The organism is Amycolatopsis sulphurea (assembly GCF_002564045.1).
Classification (GTDB): Bacteria; Actinomycetota; Actinomycetes; order Mycobacteriales; family Pseudonocardiaceae; genus Amycolatopsis; species Amycolatopsis sulphurea.
The window spans coordinates 950,798-970,612 of sequence record NZ_PDJK01000002.1; the positions used below are offsets into that span (position 1 = coordinate 950,798).

Genomic DNA, 19,815 nt, shown 5'->3' on the forward strand with positions numbered 1-19,815 from the left:
GGCTACTTGCTCTCCTGGTCGATCCGCCAGAACCCGTCCTGCTGCACCATCACGTAGGTGTGGTGCTCGCTCGTCGTGCTGCCGTTCTTGCGGCGATAGGTGATCTGGGCGCTGAGCGTGGTGTCGCCGGTGACCTTGACGTCGCTCGCGGAAGCCGAGGAGAAGTTCTGCCAGAAGTCCCGATAGCTCTCGAAGCTCTGGTTCCGCGCCGCGCGGAAACCGGCGCTGAGCATCGTCCAGCTCTGCGACAGGTCGCCGGGGATGAGCGAGAAATAGGTCTGCAGCGCCGCGGACATCGCCTCGGGTGAGGAAGCGGCGAAGGTCGGGGTCGTCTTCGTCGCCACCGGGGACGAGCTGCCCGGCGACGCGGGTGCCGCGGCCGACGCGGTGGCGGACGGCGTGTTCGCGGCCTGGTTCGGCTGGTCGTGCTTGCGGGTGAGCACGACGATCAGGATCACGGCGAGCACCACGATCAGTGCGCCCGCCCCGGCGAAGATCATCGCGCGGCGTCTTCGGTCGGCCGGCGGCGCGGCCTCGGGCGCCTGCGGTGTGGCCACCGCGGCTGCGGGCTCCGCGGCGACGCTCTCAGCCGCCTTCATCGGCGAGGTCTCCGGCAGCGTCGGGGGTTCGGGCACGGTCACGACCGGGGTGGCCCCGCCGTCGAGAGCGCTCAGCTCGGCGGCCACCTCGGCCATCGTCGGCCGGTCCACCGGCTTGAGTTCCAAGAGCTTCAGCAGCAGGGGTTCGAGCTTCCCGGCCTGCTTCGGCGGTGTGATCGATCCGCTGGAAACGCGGTACAGCAACGCAATCGGGTTGTCCGCGGTGCCGAACGGCGGCGCGCCCTCCACGGCCATGTACAGCGTGGCGCCGAGCGCGAAGACGTCCGAGGCGAAGGTGGCGTCCTCGCCGCGCGCGACTTCCGGGGCGAGGAACGCCGGTGTACCGGAGATTTCACCCGTGGCGGTGAGGGTCACGTCGCCCATCGCGCGGGAGATACCGAAATCGGTCACCTTGACCGTGCCGTCGTCGCCGAGCAGCACGTTGCCCGGTTTCACGTCGCGGTGCACCACCCCCGCGCGGTGCGCGGCGGTCAGCACGCCGGCCAGCTGCACCGCGATCGGGATCACCTCGTCGACGGTCAGCGGGCCGTCGTCGTGCAGCTTCGCCGAGAGGCTGCGCGAGGGCAGATACTCCATGATCAGCCACGGCCGGTCCTCGTACTCGACCACGTTGAACACCGAGATCGCGTTGGGGTGCTGCAGGCGAGCGGCGATGCGCGCCTCGCGCATGGCGCGGTTCTTGGCCTCCGCGACCTTGTCCTCGCCCTGGTTCAGCGGCATGAGGAGTTCCTTCACCGCGACGACCCGGCCGAGGATCTTGTCCTCACCGCGCCACACCATGCCCATGGCACCGCTGCCGACGAGTTCGACGAGCTCGTAGCGACCGGCGATCTGCCGGCTCTCCTCGGTCAACGGAAAACCCCTCGATACGACGATTTACGGACGGCGGTCTCCCAGTTTTCCACGAACCGGCAAGGGCACCGCCGACGACCCACCCCGGCCCGGCGGGGGTTGCTCCGAGTGGCCGCGCCGGGACAGGCTGAGCACATGACCATGACCGCGCCCTCCTTCCGGACCGTGTTCGGGGTCGGTGAGTTCCGGGCGCTGTGGCTGGCACACCTGCTTTCCGTGGCGGGTGATCAGCTGGCCAGGGTGGCGCTGACCGTGCTCGTCTTCGACCGCACCGCCTCGGCGGGCTGGGCAGCCGGCACGTACGCGCTGACCTATCTGCCGGATTTGCTCGGCGGGGCGCTCGGTGGCCTGGCCGACCGGTTCCCGCGCCGCACCGTGCTCGTCGCGGCCGACGTGCTGCGCGCCGGGCTCGTCGCGGTGATGGCGATCCCCGCCGTGCCCTGGCCGGTCGCCGCGGGGTTGCTGGTCTTGGTGCAGCTGGCGGCCGGCCCGTTCCAGGCCGCGCGGCAGGCGGTGCTGCCGGACCTGCTCGGCGAGGAGAAACTGCCGACCGGACAGGCGATCCTGTCTTCGACGTACCAGGCCGCGCTGGTCGTGGGTTTCGGCGCCGGCGCCGCCGTGGTGACCTGGCTGGGCGTATCCGGGGCCTTGTGGGCGGACGCAGCGACCTTCGCGGTGTCGGCGGTCGCGTTGCGTTGGGGACTGCGGCCGTACCCGGTCACCTCGGTGACCGAACGAGCGCCGCAATGGGCTTCCCTGGTGGCGGGCTGCCGCCTCGTCGCCCGGGACCGGAAGCTGCGGTCCCTGCTCGCCATCGCCTGTTGCTGCGGGTTCTACGTGGTGCCGGAAGGATTGGCGGTCCCGGTCGCGGCCCAGCTCGGCGGGACCGGGGTGCTCGGCTGGCTGCTGATCGCCAACCCGATCGGCACGGTGCTGGGCGCGCTGCTGATCAGCCGGCTGCCCCAGGCCCGGCAGATGCGCTGGCTGAGCCCGCTGACCGTGGCCAGCAGCCTGGTGCTGCTGCCGACCGGCTGGACGCCCGCGCTGCCGGTGGTGGTCGTGCTCTGGACGCTCTCGGGCGCCTTCTCCGCGCACGACCTGATCACGCAAGTGCAGTACAGCCTCGCCGCCCCCGCCGACCAGCGCGGCCAGGTGATCGGCGTGGCGATCGCCGCCCTGCGCGCGGCACAGGGCCTCTGCATCGCCGCGGCAGGCGCGCTGACCCAGGCCTTCGCCCCGACCACGGTGGTCGGGATCGCGGCCGTCGCCGGCACCGTGTGCGCCGCCGCGGCCGGTGCCGCATGGACCCGCGCGGTGCGGCCCCGCCGAAGCCCGCTCGGCGGGGCCACGCCCCCGGTGGCGCAGTGATCCGCAAGCCCCGGCCGTCTCAGATCCAGTTGTCAGGGTCCCGGCAAAGTTGGTCGAGGACCCGTGATCAGCAGAGCGAGAGCCGTGGCTGCCGCGTCATCGTCGACGGCGCCTGCCATCTTCGTCGATCACGCCCGGCAGCGGGCGAAGCAGAGGCGTTCGAGATACGCGACCACCTCGCGGTGTGCGCCGGACCTGTCCCGGGTCTGTGAAGGGTCCCTTCACAGACTCAGAGTCCGTGAAGGGCCCCTTCACAGACCTCCGCCGGCTGCGCAGGGCCCCTCACACCGACTTTGCCGACACCCTGGATCCAGTTGTTGTCACGCATGCCTTTCACCTCCTCGCCGGACTTTTTCCCGGGACGGACCGGTCAGCGGGTCCAGTTGTTGTCGCGCATCAGGCACCTCCTCTCCTCGGCAAGCCGGCTGACGCGTGCCGGGGTCAGCGAATCCAGTTGTTGTCGCGCACCGCACACACCTCCTCACCAGGTCAAACCGACTGACACGGACCGAGATCACCGAGCCCAGTTGTTGTCGCGCACGCCAAGCCACCTCCTCACCTCGCCGAAACCTCGCCGAACCGACTGACCCGAGCGGGCGTCACCGAGCCCAGTTGTTGTCACGCATCGAGCACCTCCTTCCCGGGCGAACCACCTGGTCCAAGCCGAACTCACCGGCTCCAGTTGTTGTCGCGCATCAGGCACCTCCTCCCCTCGCCGGACCACCCGGCACGAACCAAGATCAACGGATCCAGTTGTTGTCCCGCATCACGCACCTCCCTCCTCGAAGAACCTGCCGGCCACGGCCGCCTCACCGAGCCCAGTTGTTGTCGCGCACCACGCACCTCCTCACTTCGCCGAACGACCCGGGTCCAAGCCGACTCACCAACTCCAGTTGTTGTCCCGCACGCTCACCACCTCCTCTCCCGCCAGACCTGCAGAAACCACCCGAAACCGGCCCACGCCGGATCGGCTCATCGCACCCAGTTGTTGTCCCGCACTCCGAACACCTCCCTCCCGAGAAAACCGGCCGGCCCGGGCTCAGCACGCCCGGTCGCCGTCCTGCAGCCGAAAGTCACCACCACAGCTCAGGCCGCCCAGTTGTTGTCACGCATGGAGTGCTCACCTCCCTCGGGTCACCCACCCGGCCCCGGCGCGGCCGATGGCCGCCCGGCAAGTCCATTTCGCCTGCTTCCGGTGACGTTCGGGCGTGCGGTACGCCTCGATTCGGTCACCGGACGCCGTCCCGCTGCGTGGGACTCCCCCCTCACCAGCGAAGACGTAAGCCTCAACCCGAGATTGAGGCTCTGGTCACCCACCGGTCACGGTCCCCAGGCCCGAGGCTTGTCGCACACGGTCGTCACCCCCTTCCCCCCACCTGCACTTCCGAGTGATTTACCTCGATCTCCATAACGGACAGTGTCGACAGCGCGTGGGCCAAACGGACCAGCCGAAGGGACCGTCCCGCTGGTAACTCACACGTTCGAGAGGGGTTGCACTTACCCACAGTGGTCACCTCCCCCTGCAACCTGCCCGACACTGGGCTGTCCGGGCGAAAATCACTGGCAGCTCCCAGAGTGCGGACAGCGGGCCGCACCTGAAGCGCCTCATCGTTTACGGTAGAAGCCAATCGGGTGAGGTGAAGAGTGCGCGGACGATTTGCCGGGTGGTTCACGGGTTGGCGCCTTTGGCGGTTGCCTTCCCACGTGCGCCTCTACGTGCTGCTCGTCAACGTCGTCGCGGTCACCGCTTCGGTGAGCACCGCGTGGCTGGTGCCGGTCGACCGGACCGACCTCGTGCGGTTCGGCGTGCTCACGGTGTGCGCGGCCGTCGCGATCGAGGCCACCCGCCGGATCGAGCGGCAGCGCGAATACAACCGCGCCCCCACGGTCGCGTACGTGGACACCAAGGCCGTCTGGAGCATCGCGGCGGTGATCGCCCTCCCGCCGGTCCTGGCCACCGCGATGGTCGTGGTCACCTACGCCGTGGCGTGGTGGCGGATCTGGCCCCGTGAACGGCCGGTGCTGCCGCACCGCTGGATCTTCTCCGCGGCCACCGTGCTGTGCGGCACGCAGGCCGCGGTCGTGGTGCTCGCGCTCGGCATGCACCACTACCCCGGCATCCCGTCCGCCGGTTTCCTACCCGGGCTGGCCGACCTGGTGATCATCGTGTCCGCCGCCGCACTGCGCTGGGCGATCAACACCGCGCTGGTGATGGCCGCGATCGCGCTGTCCGGTGCGCCGCGCACGCTGTCCGAGCTGTTCTCCGGGTTCGGGGATCAGCTGCTGGAGGCGGGCGCGATCGGCCTCGGCCTGGTCACCGCGGCACTCCTGCTGCTGGCCAACCCACTGCTACTGGTCGGCGTGGTGCTGGCACTGGTGGCCTTGCACCGCGGGCTGCTGCTGACCCAGTTCCAGCGTGACGCGCGCACCGATCTGACCACCGGCCTGGCCACCAAGCGCTGGTGGCGCACCATCGCCGAGCAGTACCTGGACCGCGCGCGCACCGGCGGCGGCACGGTCGGTGTCCTGCTGCTCGATCTGGACCACTTCAAGGCCATCAACGACACCTACGGCCACCCGATCGGCGACCTGGTGCTGCGCGAGATCGCCATCGCGGTGCGCGGGGAGGTGCGGGACCAGGACGTCTGCGGGCGCTGGGGCGGCGAGGAATTCGCCATCGTGCTGCCGAACGTGCCCACCGAGGAGCACCTCGGCCAGCTGGCCGACCGGATCCGCAGCCGGGTTCCGCTGGTCTCGGTGGCGTTGCCGGACCGGGACACGGTGATCAGCGACCTGACCGTGTCCATCGGCTGCGCGCTCTACCCGGCCGAGCACCTCACCGGTATCGACGACGTGCTCGTGGCCAGTGACACCGCGCTCTACCGGGCGAAGCAGGCCGGCCGCAACCGGGTCGAGCTGGCCACCCGCTGAACCGGGATTCTCCGGGCATACCCCCCGGTGGTCGCCCGGACCGGGCGACCGGCGGCGATTCTCGTGTCACGATGGACGTGACGAAGGCGAGGTGGTCCGGGTGCCCGAATGGGATGGGCGGGGGCTGCCGCCGATCGCGCAGGCCCGGGTCGAGCGGTTCGCCGAATCAGGGTTGCGGACCTCGCTGCTGAGCGTGCCGGGCGCGGTCGGCGCCGAGGCGGCGGGGTTCGAGCCGACGGGTGAGGTGATGGGCTGCGTCGTGCAGCGCATCGGGTGGACGTCCATGATCGCCACCACCCCCGGACAGCAGATCTCGACGCAGGCCGCATTCCTGCGCGAGGGCTACCGGCTCGCGCTGGCGCGGCTGCGCCGGGAGGCCGCCGCGATCCGCGCCGACGGGGTGCTCGGCATCGCCCTCTCGATCACCCCGCTCGACGAGGTGATGCACGAGTTCGTCGCGCTGGGCACCGCGGTGCGGGCGCAGTCGGCGCAGCGGCCGGGGTTCGTGTTCACCACCGAGCTGTCCGGGCCCGACGTCGGGAAGCTGGTGCAGGCGGGCTGGGTGCCCGCGAAGGTGATCACCGGGTTCGGTGCGCACGCGCTCTACGACTACAACATGCAGTTCCAGACCAACACCTGGGCGGGCAACACCGAGGTCGACGCGCACACCGAACTGGTCACCGCGGTCCGCTCCGCGGCGCGGGCCGAGTTCGCCGAGGGCGTGCGCGCCGCGGGTGCCGACGGCGCGATCGTCTCCCGGATGACGCTGGACACCTGGCGTCTCGGCGAGGTGGGCGTGTCCGGGGTCGCGAGCGTGTTCGGCACCGCGATCGCGCGCTTCCACGCCGGGGTGGCCGCACCGACCTCGGCAGTGACCCTCCTGCCGCTGAACCGATCGTGAAGGAGACGTCGTGAGCACTGCGAATCCCGCTGCGCAGCACCTTCCCGACGACGCCATGCGCAGGCTCGCCGAAATGCGGCCAGGCCAGGCCACCAGCCTGTTCACCTCGGATCTGAGCGTGAACGAGTTCCTGCTGGTGCGCGAGGCCGGGTTCCGCCCGCTCGGGCTGGTGCTCGGCTCCAGCATCTACCACGTCGGATTCCAGATGGGCCGGTGGAGCCAGAATCAGGAGCTGGACCGGCTTTCCCAGGCGATGTACCACGCTCGCGAGCTGGCCATGTCGCGGATGGAGGCGGAGGCCGACCTGCTCGGCGCGGACGGCGTCGTCGCGGTCCGGCTGGAAATCGAGTTCAAGGAGTTCGGCAACGACCTGGCCGAGTTCATCGCGGTGGGCACCGCGGTGCAGGCCGAGCAGCCCGGCGAATGGCGCAACAACACCGGGAAGCCGTTCACCAGCGATCTGTCCGGACAGGACTTCTGGACGCTCGTGCAGGCCGGTTACGCACCGCTGGGCATGGTGATGGGCTCGTGCGTCTACCACATCGCGCATCAGCGATTCCGCCAAGCGCTGGGCAACATCGGCCAGAACGTGGAGATCCCGCAGTACACCGAAGCGCTCTACGACGCTCGTGAGCTGGCCATGTCCCGGATGCAGGCGGAAGCCGAGCAGCTGCACGCGGAAGGCATCGTCGGGGTGCAGCTGCTTTCGCTGGCGCACCGCTGGGGAGGGCACACCACGGAGTTCTTCGCGATCGGCACGGCGGTGAAGCCGCTTCGCGCCGACCATCACATCACCAAGCCGCAGCTCGTGCTGCCCCTCACCGACTGATGGCCGGCTCGGAGCTGAGCGGCCCGACCGGTGAATTTCACCTGCTGCTCGCCGCATTACGCACAGACCGCGCAGACGTCGCGTCGTACAGCCGCGTGCTGTCGGAAACTCTCGGCGACGCGCTGCCGCGGGGCATGGTCGAGATAGAGCGCCGTCGCAGCTTCGCCGACCGCGTCGCCGGGCGGCTCGGTCAACCGGTCGAGGTGCGCGTGTCCACTCCGCAGCAGCAGCTCGTGCTCACCGCCACCGGAGACGGCAGCGTCGTCGCCGAAATCCGCCAGGTCGTGCGCGGTGTGGTCATCAGCCGGCGTAGCGCGGAGCTGGAGGAATGGCTTACGGTGCTCGCCAACGAGCTGCAGGCACTCGCCGGCCGGGACGCGAAAGCACGCGAAGCGTTGTCCCGCCTGCTCGACGGTTCTTGATCGGTGGTGTGCGCGTGGACTGGACTCTCGAAGTGGTCGTCGTCCCGGTGTCCGATGTGGACCGAGCGAAGGCTTTCTACACCGACCAGGTCGGCTTTCACCTCGACCACGACAGCACACCCGGTCCTGGCATGCGCCTGGTGCAGCTGACCCCGCCCGGTTCGGGCTGCTCCATCGTGCTCGGCAAGGGCATGGTGCCGGAGATGCCACCCGGCTCGCTGCGGGGCCTGCAGCTGGTCGTCGCCGATCTGCCACGGGCGCGGGAAACACTCGTGGCAGGCGGCGTCGACGTCAGCGAAATCCAGCGGTACGGCCCGGATCCGGGCACCGGCCGGCCGGAGGATCTGGACGACATCGGGTTCGTCCACTTCGCCGACCCGGATGGGAATACCTGGTCGGTGCAACAGATTTCCGCGCGGGGTTAGAGCACTGTTCCCGTTGTCGCGTACCTATTCGAGCCCACCGAGCGTGAGCGCGAGTGCATCGGCGACGTGGGCGCGGTCGCCCGGATACAAGTTGATCTGCGGGTCACCATCTGGGCCGTCGCTGACGAAGCTCAGGACCCGGCCCTCGCGGGTGAGATCGATGGCGGACAACGGAGTGGAACGCGTGCGCTCACCGGCACTGTCACGGGTCGCGGCGTAGAGCTGATGCATCGCGTCCCGATCGGCACGCATCAGGCGACGCAGCTCGTCGGCCTGGGCGGAGGCTTCGGTGAACGGGTCGTCGCCGCCATAGTCCCGGCCGGCGTCTTCGTACTGGGCCTTCGGCACACACAACGGCCTGATCCGCGCCACGCGAGCATCGGGAAGCGTGCCCACCAAGCTCTCCACCAGGTCCCGTGGCCGGATGGGGTCGAGCTGGACGACCTGGTGATCGGTGATCAACCGCACCGCGTCCCGCCCGGACTCGGCCGTCAGCATCGCCGCGGCCCGGACGCTTGCCCGGCGCAGATTGCTCCAGAGGTACACCTCTCGCCGAGCAGTCGCGAGCACCCGGAGCGTGGCCCGATACCGCGGAACGAGCCCGCCGTCCGGGTCGGTCAACCCGAGGCGGGCCAGTTCGTCGAGCGCACGGTGCCGGAAAACGGTGGTACCGTCGTCGGTCCGGTGATTCTGGTCCGGCTCGAGGACGACGGGAGGCGCGCCGAGTCCGGCCAGCTCCCAGGACACGAGGAACACCGGCCGGGGCAGCCGCACCGGCCTGTCGAGGACGTTCATCGGCGCGGTCAGCCCCCGATGGTCGGCGGCGTGGGCGGCAACCCGGTCCGCGGATCCACCAGCCGGTCACCGTCATCGTCGGTGAGGCTGAACGCGGAATCGTCGTCCACGCCGTATTTGCGCTGATGTTCCTTGTCGCCCTCCCCCTTGCCTTTGCCGCCAGGAGCGCCCATGCCGGACATTCCGGCCCCGCCGCGAGCACCGGTGGTCGCGGCCGAACCTCCCGAACCGCGCACGGCGCCCTCCTCACCGGCACCCGACCGCGCACCACCACCCGGGCCGTTGGGCAGCCCGCGACCCACCGGTCCGCCAGCTCCGCCCGGCCCGCTCGACAGCCCCCGTCCGGCCGATCCGCCAGCTCCGGGTACTGATACCCCGGATGCTCCGGGTACTCCGGATAACGAGCTGCCGGGGCCGAACCCACCCGGCACGAACGCACTACCCGACCACGACGAACCACCACCCCCGGCACCCGGGACCGGCAGCGGCGGCACCGAACCAGGCCGCATGTCCGGCAGGGACGGAGGAACGTAACCCGCAGTCCGGGTACCACCGAATGGAGTGCCCGGCCCGGGATTCTCACCCGGCAGCGGGTGTCCGGCCGGAGGCATGTGCACATTCGGCACCGAGCCCTCGGCCGGTGGCGGTGACGTGTGCCCGGCACCGACAGGACCGGTGAACTCCGACCGCGCCGACGAATGCCTGTTCCTCCCACCCGTCGGCGTGTGCCGCGAAGGCGAGGAAGACACCGGGGCCGGCGGAGCGATCGACACTTCGCCGTCGAATTTGTTCAGCTGCCCGTAGTCCGTCTTCAAACCCTGGCCGCTGGTCTGTGCCTGCTGCTGGTATCCGTGGTAGCGATCCAGATTCTCCCGCGCCATCCGGTTGTAGGTGTTGATCTGATCTTCGGTGTCGGTGTCCCACGGCGTGGCGGTATCGAGGAAATTCTTGTGCGGCGGCGTTTTCGGCATCGGCTGCAGCGCAGCCTTCATTTCGTCGAACCCATGCGCCAGATCCGTCAGGTTCTGCCCGTTGCTGGTGTAGGTCTGCGCAGCGGCCGATGTCGCATCCGTCAGCGGCTTTATCCTTGCCCGCGCCACATCCGCCCCACCGCCGGTCCAGGCCGATTCCAATCCGGCACTCAACTGCTGCGCCCGGGCACTCATCTCGTCGTTCTGCCGCGCCAGCATCGTCGCCCGGCCCGCGCCCTGATGCCAATCCTGGGCGCCCTGACTGGCCAGCACTTTCTGGACCAGCTCCGGCGCCGGAACCGCTTGATCACCGGTATTCCCATGCCATACGTCCGAGACCCAGTGCTCGACATCGTCGAACCGCTCGTTCAACCACTTGGCGCCTTCGCCGACCCAATCGAACAAGCCCATCACATACCCGCTTTTTTCCGCAGATTGGTGACCACCATGTCGGCCACCCGCGGAGCCAGCTCACACGCATCCGCCTTGCCTACTTTGGCTCGGCGGACAGTCAATGAAGCATCAACCGACAGACTGTCAGAAATACCTATAGCGACCTGACAAAAACCACTCTTCGCACCTGCGCTGGTTATCTCGTACCCGACAGCGGGGAACCCTTGCACTGGGGGAAGCACCCGCCACACCGAACTCTGCGGCTTTGTGTTCTGATACACCGCGCTGAGACCCTCGCCCACCTGAGTCACGTAACCGACGGTTGCGGCAGCGCCAGTCGTGTCGTTGATCCAGTCACACGCCGTACCAAGGGCAGGATCGTCGTTACGCTCTCCCTGCGGAGCAATGCCCAGGATCTGTTCGAGCTGATCCGGCTTCAGCGCCTCCTGACACGGATCTCCCGAAAGCACCGACGCCGGCAACGGACGCTCAACCTTGGGAGCACCACTGTGCGGCAACGCTGCAGCCGCCGGTGATGGGACTGGCGGACTGACCGCGGCACCGGGCGCGTCCCCGGAGCATCCTGCGGTCACGACAACGGCCACCACGGCGCCGGACAACGCGAAAAATGACCTGCACATTGTCACGCGAACCCCTTGCCTTCCCCCTCGGAGGAGACCCTCTTGACGTCTACACCCGCCTGATCATCCGACGCTTCGGTAATCCCCAAAGCCTTCTCCAACCGCGCTACCAATTCAGCGATGTAGTCGCGGTACAACTTGACCTGATCCGCACCACTACCGAACGCGCCACGATTCTGACCATCACCGACCAAGAGCTTGTTGTAACCGTTACTCCCCGGCTCATCCGCCGGCGGCGTAAGTTTGGTCAAAGCTGTCGCGTGAGGCCCCATGCGGAGAATGTCGTGGTACATGCTCCTCGCCTGATTGAGCATGCTCCAGGCATCGGCGCTGCTGAGACTGAAGCCGGGCCCTGCCGGTGCGGCACCCCCTCCGGAGGCGCCTCCCCCGCCAGGCTGGTCGGTGATCGCGAAGCCGAGCCCTTCGAGCCAACTCGGCCCCGACGCAGGTTGAGACACTGATCCACCCCTCTGATAACACCGCTAACACTGCCGAAACGGTCCAGACCGTCGGCCACGGATTACAGTACCGGACTGATCAACACGCGGGTACACACATCGGAAAGAGTGATCTTCAACCCCAGGGTTCCCGGGGAGTAGTCCCTGGCGATGCAGGATCATGACCTCGTACTCGACGTAGTCGCGGGAGTTCTCCGAGCCGCCGCCATCATCTCGTCGCGGACGACACTCCTCACACACCCGCTTTTTTCCGCAGATTGGTGACCACCATGTCGGCCACCCGCGGAGCCAGCTCACACGCATCCGCCTTGCCTACTTTGGCTCGGCGGAGAATCAACGAGGCATCAACCGTCAGACTGTCAGAAATGCCTATACTGACCTGACAGAAACCGCCCTGAGTACCGGAGCTTATTGTCGTGTGCGCGGCAGCGGGAAACCCTTGAATAGAGGGAAACTCGCGCCATACCGAACTCAGTGGCCTTGTGTTCTGATACACCGCACTGAGACCATCATGTACTTTTGTCGTGTACCCCACGCCGACGGTCGCACCGGTCGTGTCGTTTATCCAGTTACATGCCGTACCAAGGGCAGGATTGTCGTGACGTTCTCCCTGCGGGGCATTCCCCAGGATCTGTTCGAGCTGATCCGGCTTCAGCGCCTCCTGACACGGATCTCCCGAAAGCACCGACGCCGGCAACGGACGCTCAACCTTGGGAGCACCACTGTGCGGCAACGCTGCAGCCGCCGGTGATGGGACTGGCGGACTGACCGCGGCACCAGGCGCACTCCCGGAACATCCCGCAGTCACGACAACGGCCACCACGGCGCCGGACAACGCGAAAAATGACCTGCACATTGTCACGCAAACCCCTTGCCTTCCCCCTCGGAGGAGACCCTCTTGACGTCTACACCCGCCTGATCATCCGACGCTTCGGTAATCCCCAAAGCCTTCTCCAACCGCGCTACCAATTCAGCGATGTAGTCGCGGTACAACTTGACCTGATCCGCACCACTACCGAACGCGCCACGATTCTGACCATCACCGACCAAGAGCTTGTTGTAACCATTACTCCCCGGCTCATCCGCCGGCGGCCTGAGTCTGGTCAGAGCCTCCGCGTCGATCCCCATGTTGACAATGTCGTGGTACATGCTCCTGGCCTGATTGAGCATGCTCCGGGCATCCGCACTGCTCAGACTGAAGCCAGGCCCTGCCGGCGCGGCACCCCCTCCGGAGGCGCCTCCCCCGCCAGGCTGGTCGGTGATCGCGAAGCCGAGCCCTTCGAGCCAACTCGGCCCCGACGCAGGTTGAGACACTCATCCACCCCTCTGATAACACCGCTAACACTGCCGAAACGGTCCAGACCGTCAGCCACGGATTACACTAGCGGACTGATCAACACCCGGTGATCACCTCCGGGAAGGATGATCATTACATGGTCTGTACCAGGGGGTCGCCCCGAGGCACGAGCTAATCGACCAGCGCCCCGCAGCTGATGTTCACCGTCGCGGCGGTCAGGGTGCGAGCCTTGTCGGAGGCGGCGAACGCGGCCGCCGCGCCCACGTCGGCGAGGGTGGCAGTGCGGCCGAGCATGGTGGGCTTCGCGAGTTCCTCGGCCAGTTCTGCGCCGCCGGGGAAATCTGCCGGGATCGCTTCCGGGACACCGCCGCTGCGCAACGTCACGGTGCGTACGCCGTTTCGGCCCAGCTCGGCGGCGAGCTGACGGCGCATGGCCTCCAGCGCCGCGAAGCCGACCTGCAGGCCACCCACCGAATGCCCGCGCACCGGGTCGCCGTCACCGCCGAAGACGAGCACGACGCCGGAGCCCTGCCGCTTCATGTGCCGTCCGGCGGCCCGCATCGTGAGGAACGTCGTACGCACGCCATTCAGCACAGGCTGCTCGTAGTCGGCAAGCGACATCTCGATCATCGGCGTGCCCTGTACGTCGCCGTGGGTGATCACGTTGACCGAGATGTCGAGGCTGCCGCCGGTGGCGACGACGGCATCCGCATGGCTGTCCACGGCCGCCTCATCCAGCGCGTCGAGCACCGCGACTTCGGCGGCCCCGCCCGCGGCGCGAATGTCCGCGGCGACTCGGTCCAGTTTGTCGCGGCTTCGCCCGGCCAGGAAGACGCGAGCGCCCTCCTCGGCGAACGCCCTGGCGATGGCCCCACCGATCGAGCCGCCCCCGCCGTAGACCACCGCGTTCTTGCCTTCAAGCAACATGTCGATTCCCTTCTCTCACCCCTGCGTCGAACGGCGTCCCGCGGGATCGACATCGAGCACGAGACGTTTCCGCGTACGCGGCTCTCACGGCCGTACGGCACCCATGGGATTCGGCGCGGGCAGACCGCCCCCGTCGACGACTGCGCGGCTCAACGGCACAGCCAGCTCCCGTACGCGTACCACGGCAGTCGCACCAAGCGCTTCAAGTGGGTCGGCCGCAAGGCGGTCAGTGGTCTCTTCGACAGTGCGTCGCACGTCTTCGCCCGCGACGGTCAGCCTGCCGTCCCCGTCGAGCAGCCCACGACACACTAGTCGCGCGGTCGCAGCCTCCCACTCCTCATCAGTCCAGCCGCGGGCGCGCTGTACCGACTCTCGCGTAGTCGCTCCGGTGGCGATGTGCGTAAGGCTCGCTTCGAGGCCAGTAAGCCCGGCAGCCACAGACGCCAGCACGTGCCCGTCCCCACGGTGCTCACGCAACGCGCTGATGGCCAGCCACAGCCGAGCCAGCGGACGGCCCGGACGTGGCACTGCCGCCCACGACGCAGCGAGCGGACGGCCCGCGAAGCTGCATCCAGCCACCGCCTTCTCCAGCAGCTCCACCAGTTCACCGACATCGGCTGGGCCGAGCAACCGGGTCAACGTCGTCTCGACGGCCTCGATTCGCGTACGCAGCACGTGCTCCGGGGCGGCGAAGCCCCACGCGTCGGGCAACGCACGGGCGACCATCCGCGGGGCGAAGCCGAAGAACATCGCGGTGACCGGCTCGGGGCCGATCGGTCCCAGGGGCGCGGCGCGGCCGGCGAAGTAGCCCATCCAGAACCCGCGCAGTCCTCCCGTTTTCGCGGCCCGAGCGGGTTCGGCGGCGAAGTAGACCACGGCGTGCAGCGGCTCCAGCGCTGTCCAGAACTGCCGTGCCGGGCTCGGATTCGGCTCCATGGACGTGACTCTAGGCCCGCTTCGCGACAACGGCCCGCCGTCCCGGGGAAGGGACGACGGGCCGCCGGAAGGACTTCGCGCTCAGGCGAGCGTGAGGCCGTAGGCCTCCAACTCCAGGGTCAGCGGGTAGAAGTAGCTGGTCTGGGTGTCGCCGCCGGACAGCGTGCCCAAGCCTTTCTCACCGTCGTAAGCCGGGCCGCCCGAGTCGCCGTGGTCGGTGTGCGCGGTGGTGCCGAACTCGTGGTTCAGCACGCCCACGTCGAAGTTGACCGACTCGTCGACCGAGGTGACCTCGCCGCTGCCGCCACCGGTGGTCTGGCCCTGCTTCTGGATCTTCTCGCCGACCGTCGGCGTACCCGCGCTGGTGATCTTCTGGCCGGTGTTGATCGCACCGTCACCGGTACCGTTCGGGCGAGTCAGCAGGCCGGAGTCCGCACCGGGGCAGTCGCTCTGCACGATCTGGGCGCCGGAGACGTCGCCGCCGGACCAGGTGCCGCCCTCGTTGGTGCAGTGGCCGGCGGTCAGCATCATCGGCTGGCCGCCCTTGGTCACGTTGAAGCCCAGCGAGCAGATGACCTGATTGTTGGTGATCGAGTCGCCGTCGGCGATGTAGGTGGCCAGCTTGCCGCTGCGGTGCTCGATACGGGCGGCGTCGCCGAGCTTCGCCGCCGCCGCGGTGACCTTGTTCTTGACCGCCGGCGAAGCCGCGTCGTAGATCTTCACCACGACCTGGTTGGACTTGGTGTCGATGCCCCAGGCGGTCTGCGGCACGTTCTTGACCGAGTCCATGCTGTTCTTCGCGTTGGTCAGCGCCGCGAAGCTGTACTTGACCGTCTTGGTGGCGAAACCGGCCGCCTCGGCCTTGTCCTTGGCCGCCGCGTCGGTCACGTTCACGACCGCCTTGCCGCGATCGAGGTAGATCCCGCCGCTGGCCGCGCCGAGCGTGCCGGCGACCTGGTTGGCCTGTGTGACGGCCTGCGCTTGCATCTGCGCGAAGGCGAGCGGGCCGGCCGAAGCGGAATTGATGCACAGGCCGGCGGTCAGTGCCGCGGCCGAGAACGCCGTGAATCCGGCGAGGAGCGTCTTCCGGGAAGTCATCGAATCTTCCTCCAGTCGTGCTCTCTAGGTGGGGGGACCGACCCCGCGCGGCCCGCGCCGCGCACCGGGGGTGGATGCTTCCCACTGTTGTTGCTCGGCAACCACTGCACCACCGACTAAGGTTGGTTAATAACCATTCTCCGGACATATCCGGCGCCCGACCACTCGTCCGGCGCAACGGAGCCGGGCCGGGCGGATCCCGGTTACCCTCGGCTGTGCCCGAAATCCTGTTGCGCCACGAATTCCCGGTCGCCGCCCCGCCCGCGGCCGTCGCCGTACACCTGTCGGATCCGGACAACTACGTCGGGCTCTCCCCACTCGTGGTGGCCGTGCGGCAAGTGACGCACGGTCCCGGGCCGACCCGTTACGTCGCGGTGGAACGGTTTCGCTTCCTGGGTTTTCTCCGCTACGACAACCGAATCGCGGTCACACTGAACGTCGAAGGCAGCGAAGCCGTGCACGGCCGGGTCGTCTCCCCCGGTGGCGTCCGGATCGACTACCGCTTCGCCCTGCGTCCGAACGACACCGGCACGGACGTAACGGACACCCTGCACCTGCACGCACCGTTCGGTCTGCTGCGCTTCGCCGCGACGCGCGCCCGGGAGGTTCAGCTCGCCCGCGGCGGAATCCTCGCCGACCGGATGGCCAACGCCACCCCAGGGTGTCGGCAAAGTCGGTGTGAGGGGACCTGCGCCGACTGCGCAGACTGCGGAGGGCTGTGAAGGTCTGTGAAGGGCCCCTTCACAGACCCGAAACCGGTCGCGGCAGCCACGGCTCTCTCTGCTGATCACAGGTCCTCGACCAACTTTGCCGGGACCCTGAACGCCACCCCGTGAACGCCCCGATTCACTCCCCCGGCCACCGCACGTGTTCGACGTACCCGTCGTTCTTCCGCAGATATCCCGCGATGAACGGACAGACCGGCACGATCGTCTTGCCGCGCGACACCACGTCGTCGAGTGCGGCCGAGGCGAGCACCTTGGCCAGCCCGCGGCCGCCGAACTCGTCGCCGATCTCGGTGTGGGTGAACACGATCTCGCGCTCCCGCGGGGAGAATTCGGCGAAGCCGGCGAGTTCGCCGCCGGTGTAGAGCTCGTAGCGGTTCTTCTCGTCATTGCGGACGACGCGGTTCTCTTCGCTCATCACCACTCCTCGCGTTCGGGCACCCAGCACACCACATCCGGGCCACGGCAGGCTTCCCGAATGTCGGCTTGACCGCCACCGACGAGCGATGCGGCAGCACACCGCGTGGTCCCTTCGCCGGCGGCGGTTCGGCCGGCCGGGCGAGCCTCGGCATCGTTGGGGTGGCACGACGTCCGGGATCTTCCCGGCCCGGCGCCGGTCTGTTTGCCTCATGGGGTCCGTCGAGCACCGATCCGGAAGGCAAGGGACCGCGCGTGCAGCCGTTCGTCCTGCCCGAGTTCTATCTGCCCCATCCCGCCCGGCTGAACCCGCATCTCGCGGGCGCGCGGGCGCACTGCAAGCAGTGGGCCTATCAGATGGACATGATCGACGTGCCCCAGCACGGCACGGTGATCTGGACCGAACGGGACCTCGACGCGCACGACTACGCCTTGCTGTGCGCCTATACCCATCCCGACGCCGGTGCCGCGGAACTCGATCTGGTCACCGACTGGTACGTGTGGGTGTTCTACTTCGACGATCACTTCCTCGAACTGTTCAAGCGCACCGGGGACATCGAGCAGGCCCGCGGATACCTCGACCGGATCGGCCGGTTCATGCCCGCCACCGGCGAGATCACCGAGATCCCGGGGAACCCGGTGGAACGCGGGCTGGCGGATCTGTGGAACCGCACCGTGCCCCAGCGCAGCGCGGGCTGGCGCCGGCGATTCCGGGAGAGCACCCGCAACCTGCTCGACGAATCGTTGTGGGAACTGGCGAACATCAACGAGGGCCGGGTGTCGAACCCGGTCGAGTACATCGAGATGCGCCGGAAGGTCGGGGGCGCACCGTGGTCGGCGAACCTGATCGAGCATTCGGTGCACGCCGAGGTGCCGGACGAGATCGCCGCGATGCGCCCGATGGAGGTGCTGCGGGACTGCTTCGCCGACGCCGTGCACCTGCGCAACGACCTGTTCTCCTACCAGCGCGAGGTGGAGGACGAGGGCGAGCTGTCCAACGGTGTGCTGGTGTTCGAGAAGTTCCTCGGCTGCGGCACGCAGGAGGCCGCGGACGCGGTGAACGACCTGCTCACCTCACGGCTGCACCAGTTCGAGCACACCGCGCTCACCGAGGTCCCCGCGCTGTTCGACGAGCACGCGGTGGATCCGGCCGGGCGGACGGAGACCTTCGCCTACGTCAAGGGCCTGCAGGACTGGCAATCCGGCGGGCACGAATGGCACCTGCGCTCCAGCCGTTACATGAACGAAGGCGCGCTCGACGCCCGCGACGTGCCCAGCCCGTTCAGCGAACCGACCGGGCTGGGCACGTCGGCCGCACGGATCTTCTCGTCGATGCTCGCCACCGCCCCGCAACGGGCACGGTCGTTCGCGCATCAGCCCTACGAGCGGGTCGGCCCGATCGACCTGCCGGAGATCCCGATCCCCTTCCCGCTGCGGCTCAACCCGGGGCTGGCCGAGGCCAGGGAGAACCTCGTCGGCTGGTGCCGGCGCACCGGCATCATCGACGACCTGGTCTGGGACGAGCAGCGGATGCGCGGGATCGACCTGCCGCTGTGCGCCGCCGGCATCCACCCGGACGCCTCGGCCGAGCAGCTCGACCTCACCAGCGGCTGGCTCGCCTGGGGCACCTACGGCGACGACTACTACCCGGTGGTCTTCGGCGCGACGCGGGATCTGCCCGCGGCCAAGGCGATGACCGAACGGCTCAAACTGTTCCTGCCGACGCGCGGCGAGTCCGTACCGGCCGCGGAGAATCCGCTGGAGGCCGGGCTGGCCGACCTGTGGCCGCGCACCACCGGCTCGATGGACGCCGAGGGACGGGAGGCCTTCCGCCGCACGGTCGAGGTGATGCTCGAGAGCTGGCTGTGGGAACTGGCCAACCAGGCGCAGAACCGCATCCCGGACCCGATCGACTACGTGGAGATGCGCCGCCGGACCTTCGGCGCCGACCTCACCATGGCCCTCAACCGGATCACGCAGGCCGAGACGGTCCCGCCGGACCTGCACCGGACCCGGGTGATCCAGGCGATCGAACACTCCGCGGCCGATTTCGGCGGCCTGGTCAACGACATCTTCTCCTACCGCAAGGAAATCGAGTACGAGGGCGAGGTGCACAACGCGGTGCTCGTGGTCCGCGCGTTCCTCGACGTGGACCAGGACCGCGCGTTCGGCATCGTCACCGACCTGCTCCACGCCCGGCTGGCCGAATTCCGGCACGCGACCGAGATCGGCCTGCCCGGCCTGTGCACCGACCACAACCTGGACGAGGCGGCCCGCAGCACGCTCACCACCTACGTGGAAGACCTGCGGAACTGGATCGCGGGAGTGGTCAACTGGCACCGCGAATGCGTGCGCTACACCGACGCGGAGCTGGACCGGCTGGCGGAACCCTTTGCCACAGCTTCTTCCGGCGCACCGGTGATCGGGATGTCGGCTGTCCTCGGCAGCTCCGGTCCCGGCTTGCCGGTCGACGCTGCTTCGTCGCTGGGTTCGCCACTGGCGGCGACCTCTGCGATCGGCACCTCGGCTGCGAGCCTGATACCGGCCGCAGTCACAGCCGCACCACACGCCTCAGCCTCACCGGGCGTCACACTGCCCGCCGCCGCCCCATGGACTGCTGCACCACACATCTCAGCCGCACCGGACGTCACACTGCCCACTGCCGCATCACCAGTAACCGCAACCTCACCCAGCGGTACACCACCGGCCTCGTCAGCCACACCAGTCACCCTCCCGACCGGGCCGACCGGCCTCGGCACGACGGCGTTGCGGATCCACACCCCTGCCCCCTGACCAGGCCCCTGCCCGA

Annotated in this window: 19 protein-coding genes; 8 read left to right on the top strand and 11 right to left on the bottom strand. The window is 68.5% G+C overall.

All coding sequences use genetic code 11. The features are described 5' to 3' along the window. Positions 1 to 2: 2 nt before the first annotated feature. Entirely contained in the window at positions 3 to 1,472 is a 1,470-nt protein-coding gene (locus tag ATK36_RS10320; protein ID WP_098511051.1) for a serine/threonine-protein kinase, read from the bottom strand. 135 nt (positions 1,473 to 1,607) lie between these two features. Between ATK36_RS10320 and ATK36_RS10325 the strand changes: the two genes are divergently transcribed. The 6 genes from ATK36_RS10325 to ATK36_RS10350 all read left to right on the top strand — a co-directional run bounded on the left by ATK36_RS10325 (position 1,608) and on the right by ATK36_RS10350 (position 8,348). Beyond that, positions 1,608 to 2,840 carry an MFS transporter gene (locus tag ATK36_RS10325; protein ID WP_098511052.1) on the top strand — a complete coding sequence of 411 codons (1,233 nt, stop codon included), beginning with the start codon at positions 1,608 to 1,610 and terminating at the stop codon, positions 2,838 to 2,840. Positions 2,841 to 4,544: 1,704 nt separating this feature from the next. Then, positions 4,545 to 5,771 (top strand): GGDEF domain-containing protein, encoded by a 1,227-nt coding sequence (locus ATK36_RS10330; RefSeq protein WP_098511053.1) that lies wholly within the window; start codon positions 4,545 to 4,547, stop codon positions 5,769 to 5,771. A gap of 100 nt (positions 5,772 to 5,871) precedes the next feature. Next, positions 5,872 to 6,672, top strand: coding sequence for a heavy metal-binding domain-containing protein (locus tag ATK36_RS10335; RefSeq protein ID WP_098514773.1), 801 nt, complete (start codon positions 5,872 to 5,874; stop codon positions 6,670 to 6,672). A gap of 10 nt (positions 6,673 to 6,682) precedes the next feature. Continuing rightward, entirely contained in the window at positions 6,683 to 7,501 is an 819-nt protein-coding gene (locus ATK36_RS10340; protein ID WP_245914594.1) for a heavy metal-binding domain-containing protein, read from the top strand. Then, positions 7,501 to 7,923, top strand: a complete 423-nt coding sequence (locus ATK36_RS10345) for a hypothetical protein (protein WP_098511054.1) — start codon at positions 7,501 to 7,503, stop codon at positions 7,921 to 7,923. The genes ATK36_RS10340 and ATK36_RS10345 overlap by 1 nt, the downstream gene beginning before the upstream one ends. A gap of 14 nt (positions 7,924 to 7,937) precedes the next feature. After that, entirely contained in the window at positions 7,938 to 8,348 is a 411-nt protein-coding gene (locus tag ATK36_RS10350) for a VOC family protein (protein WP_098514775.1), read from the top strand. A 24-nt stretch (positions 8,349 to 8,372) separates the two neighbouring features. Here the strand turns inward: ATK36_RS10350 and ATK36_RS10355 are convergent, their stop codons facing one another. The 9 genes from ATK36_RS10355 to ATK36_RS10395 all read right to left on the bottom strand — a co-directional run bounded on the left by ATK36_RS10355 (position 8,373) and on the right by ATK36_RS10395 (position 15,864). Further along, positions 8,373 to 9,143 carry an ESX secretion-associated protein EspG gene (locus tag ATK36_RS10355; protein ID WP_098511055.1) on the bottom strand — a complete coding sequence of 257 codons (771 nt, stop codon included), beginning with the start codon at positions 9,141 to 9,143 and terminating at the stop codon, positions 8,373 to 8,375. A gap of 8 nt (positions 9,144 to 9,151) precedes the next feature. Further along, positions 9,152 to 10,525, bottom strand: a complete 1,374-nt coding sequence (locus ATK36_RS10360) for a hypothetical protein (RefSeq protein WP_098511056.1) — start codon at positions 10,523 to 10,525, stop codon at positions 9,152 to 9,154. Next, a complete protein-coding gene (locus ATK36_RS10365; protein WP_098511057.1) occupies positions 10,525 to 11,148 on the bottom strand; it encodes a DUF3558 domain-containing protein in 624 nt (207 codons plus the stop codon). The genes ATK36_RS10360 and ATK36_RS10365 overlap by 1 nt, the downstream gene beginning before the upstream one ends. Before the next feature lie 2 nt (positions 11,149 to 11,150). Further along, positions 11,151 to 11,606, bottom strand: a complete 456-nt coding sequence (locus tag ATK36_RS10370; RefSeq protein WP_141544415.1) for a hypothetical protein — start codon at positions 11,604 to 11,606, stop codon at positions 11,151 to 11,153. A gap of 232 nt (positions 11,607 to 11,838) precedes the next feature. Continuing rightward, positions 11,839 to 12,462, bottom strand: coding sequence for a DUF3558 domain-containing protein (locus ATK36_RS10375; protein WP_098511059.1), 624 nt, complete (start codon positions 12,460 to 12,462; stop codon positions 11,839 to 11,841). Positions 12,463 to 12,464: 2 nt separating this feature from the next. Further along, the gene (locus ATK36_RS10380) at positions 12,465 to 12,734 is read right to left on the bottom strand and encodes a hypothetical protein (RefSeq protein ID WP_141544416.1); all 270 of its coding nucleotides are present in this window, start codon (positions 12,732 to 12,734) and stop codon (positions 12,465 to 12,467) included. 340 nt (positions 12,735 to 13,074) lie between these two features. Continuing rightward, complete coding sequence (locus ATK36_RS10385) at positions 13,075 to 13,830, bottom strand: SDR family NAD(P)-dependent oxidoreductase (RefSeq protein WP_098511061.1); 756 nt, start codon at positions 13,828 to 13,830, stop codon at positions 13,075 to 13,077. 84 nt (positions 13,831 to 13,914) lie between these two features. After that, positions 13,915 to 14,766 carry an SCO6745 family protein gene (locus ATK36_RS10390; RefSeq protein ID WP_098511062.1) on the bottom strand — a complete coding sequence of 284 codons (852 nt, stop codon included), beginning with the start codon at positions 14,764 to 14,766 and terminating at the stop codon, positions 13,915 to 13,917. 81 nt (positions 14,767 to 14,847) lie between these two features. Next, positions 14,848 to 15,864, bottom strand: coding sequence for a S1 family peptidase (locus ATK36_RS10395; protein WP_098511063.1), 1,017 nt, complete (start codon positions 15,862 to 15,864; stop codon positions 14,848 to 14,850). Between the two features lie 215 nt (positions 15,865 to 16,079). On the opposite strand from ATK36_RS10395, the gene ATK36_RS10400 reads away from it, so the two are divergent. Next, the gene (locus tag ATK36_RS10400) at positions 16,080 to 16,586 is read left to right on the top strand and encodes an SRPBCC family protein (protein ID WP_098511064.1); all 507 of its coding nucleotides are present in this window, start codon (positions 16,080 to 16,082) and stop codon (positions 16,584 to 16,586) included. 124 nt (positions 16,587 to 16,710) lie between these two features. Here ATK36_RS10400 and ATK36_RS10405 read toward each other — a convergent pair whose 3' ends face one another. After that, complete coding sequence (locus tag ATK36_RS10405; protein ID WP_098511065.1) at positions 16,711 to 17,007, bottom strand: GNAT family N-acetyltransferase; 297 nt, start codon at positions 17,005 to 17,007, stop codon at positions 16,711 to 16,713. A gap of 254 nt (positions 17,008 to 17,261) precedes the next feature. Here ATK36_RS10405 and ATK36_RS10410 point away from each other — a divergent pair, with 254 nt between their 5' ends. Beyond that, positions 17,262 to 19,799 carry a terpene synthase family protein gene (locus ATK36_RS10410; protein ID WP_245914596.1) on the top strand — a complete coding sequence of 846 codons (2,538 nt, stop codon included), beginning with the start codon at positions 17,262 to 17,264 and terminating at the stop codon, positions 19,797 to 19,799. The last annotated feature ends 16 nt before the right edge of the window (positions 19,800 to 19,815 follow it).

What these genes read in the sequence shown, in the direction of transcription:
- ATK36_RS10405 (WP_098511065.1), bottom strand. Translation starts at nt 17,007, where the DNA reads ATGAGCGAAGAGAACCGCGTCGTCCGCAATGACGAGAAGAACCGCTAC.
- ATK36_RS10345 (WP_098511054.1), top strand. Translation starts at nt 7,501, where the DNA reads ATGGCCGGCTCGGAGCTGAGCGGCCCGACCGGTGAATTTCACCTGCTG.
- ATK36_RS10395 (WP_098511063.1), bottom strand. Translation starts at nt 15,864, where the DNA reads ATGACTTCCCGGAAGACGCTCCTCGCCGGATTCACGGCGTTCTCGGCC.
- ATK36_RS10360 (WP_098511056.1), bottom strand. Translation starts at nt 10,525, where the DNA reads ATGGGCTTGTTCGATTGGGTCGGCGAAGGCGCCAAGTGGTTGAACGAG.
- ATK36_RS10380 (WP_141544416.1), bottom strand. Translation starts at nt 12,734, where the DNA reads ATGGGGATCGACGCGGAGGCTCTGACCAGACTCAGGCCGCCGGCGGAT.
- ATK36_RS10385 (WP_098511061.1), bottom strand. Translation starts at nt 13,830, where the DNA reads ATGTTGCTTGAAGGCAAGAACGCGGTGGTCTACGGCGGGGGCGGCTCG.
- ATK36_RS10365 (WP_098511057.1), bottom strand. Translation starts at nt 11,148, where the DNA reads ATGTGCAGGTCATTTTTCGCGTTGTCCGGCGCCGTGGTGGCCGTTGTC.
- ATK36_RS10375 (WP_098511059.1), bottom strand. Translation starts at nt 12,462, where the DNA reads ATGTGCAGGTCATTTTTCGCGTTGTCCGGCGCCGTGGTGGCCGTTGTC.
- ATK36_RS10390 (WP_098511062.1), bottom strand. Translation starts at nt 14,766, where the DNA reads ATGGAGCCGAATCCGAGCCCGGCACGGCAGTTCTGGACAGCGCTGGAG.
- ATK36_RS10325 (WP_098511052.1), top strand. Translation starts at nt 1,608, where the DNA reads ATGACCATGACCGCGCCCTCCTTCCGGACCGTGTTCGGGGTCGGTGAG.
- ATK36_RS10355 (WP_098511055.1), bottom strand. Translation starts at nt 9,143, where the DNA reads ATGAACGTCCTCGACAGGCCGGTGCGGCTGCCCCGGCCGGTGTTCCTC.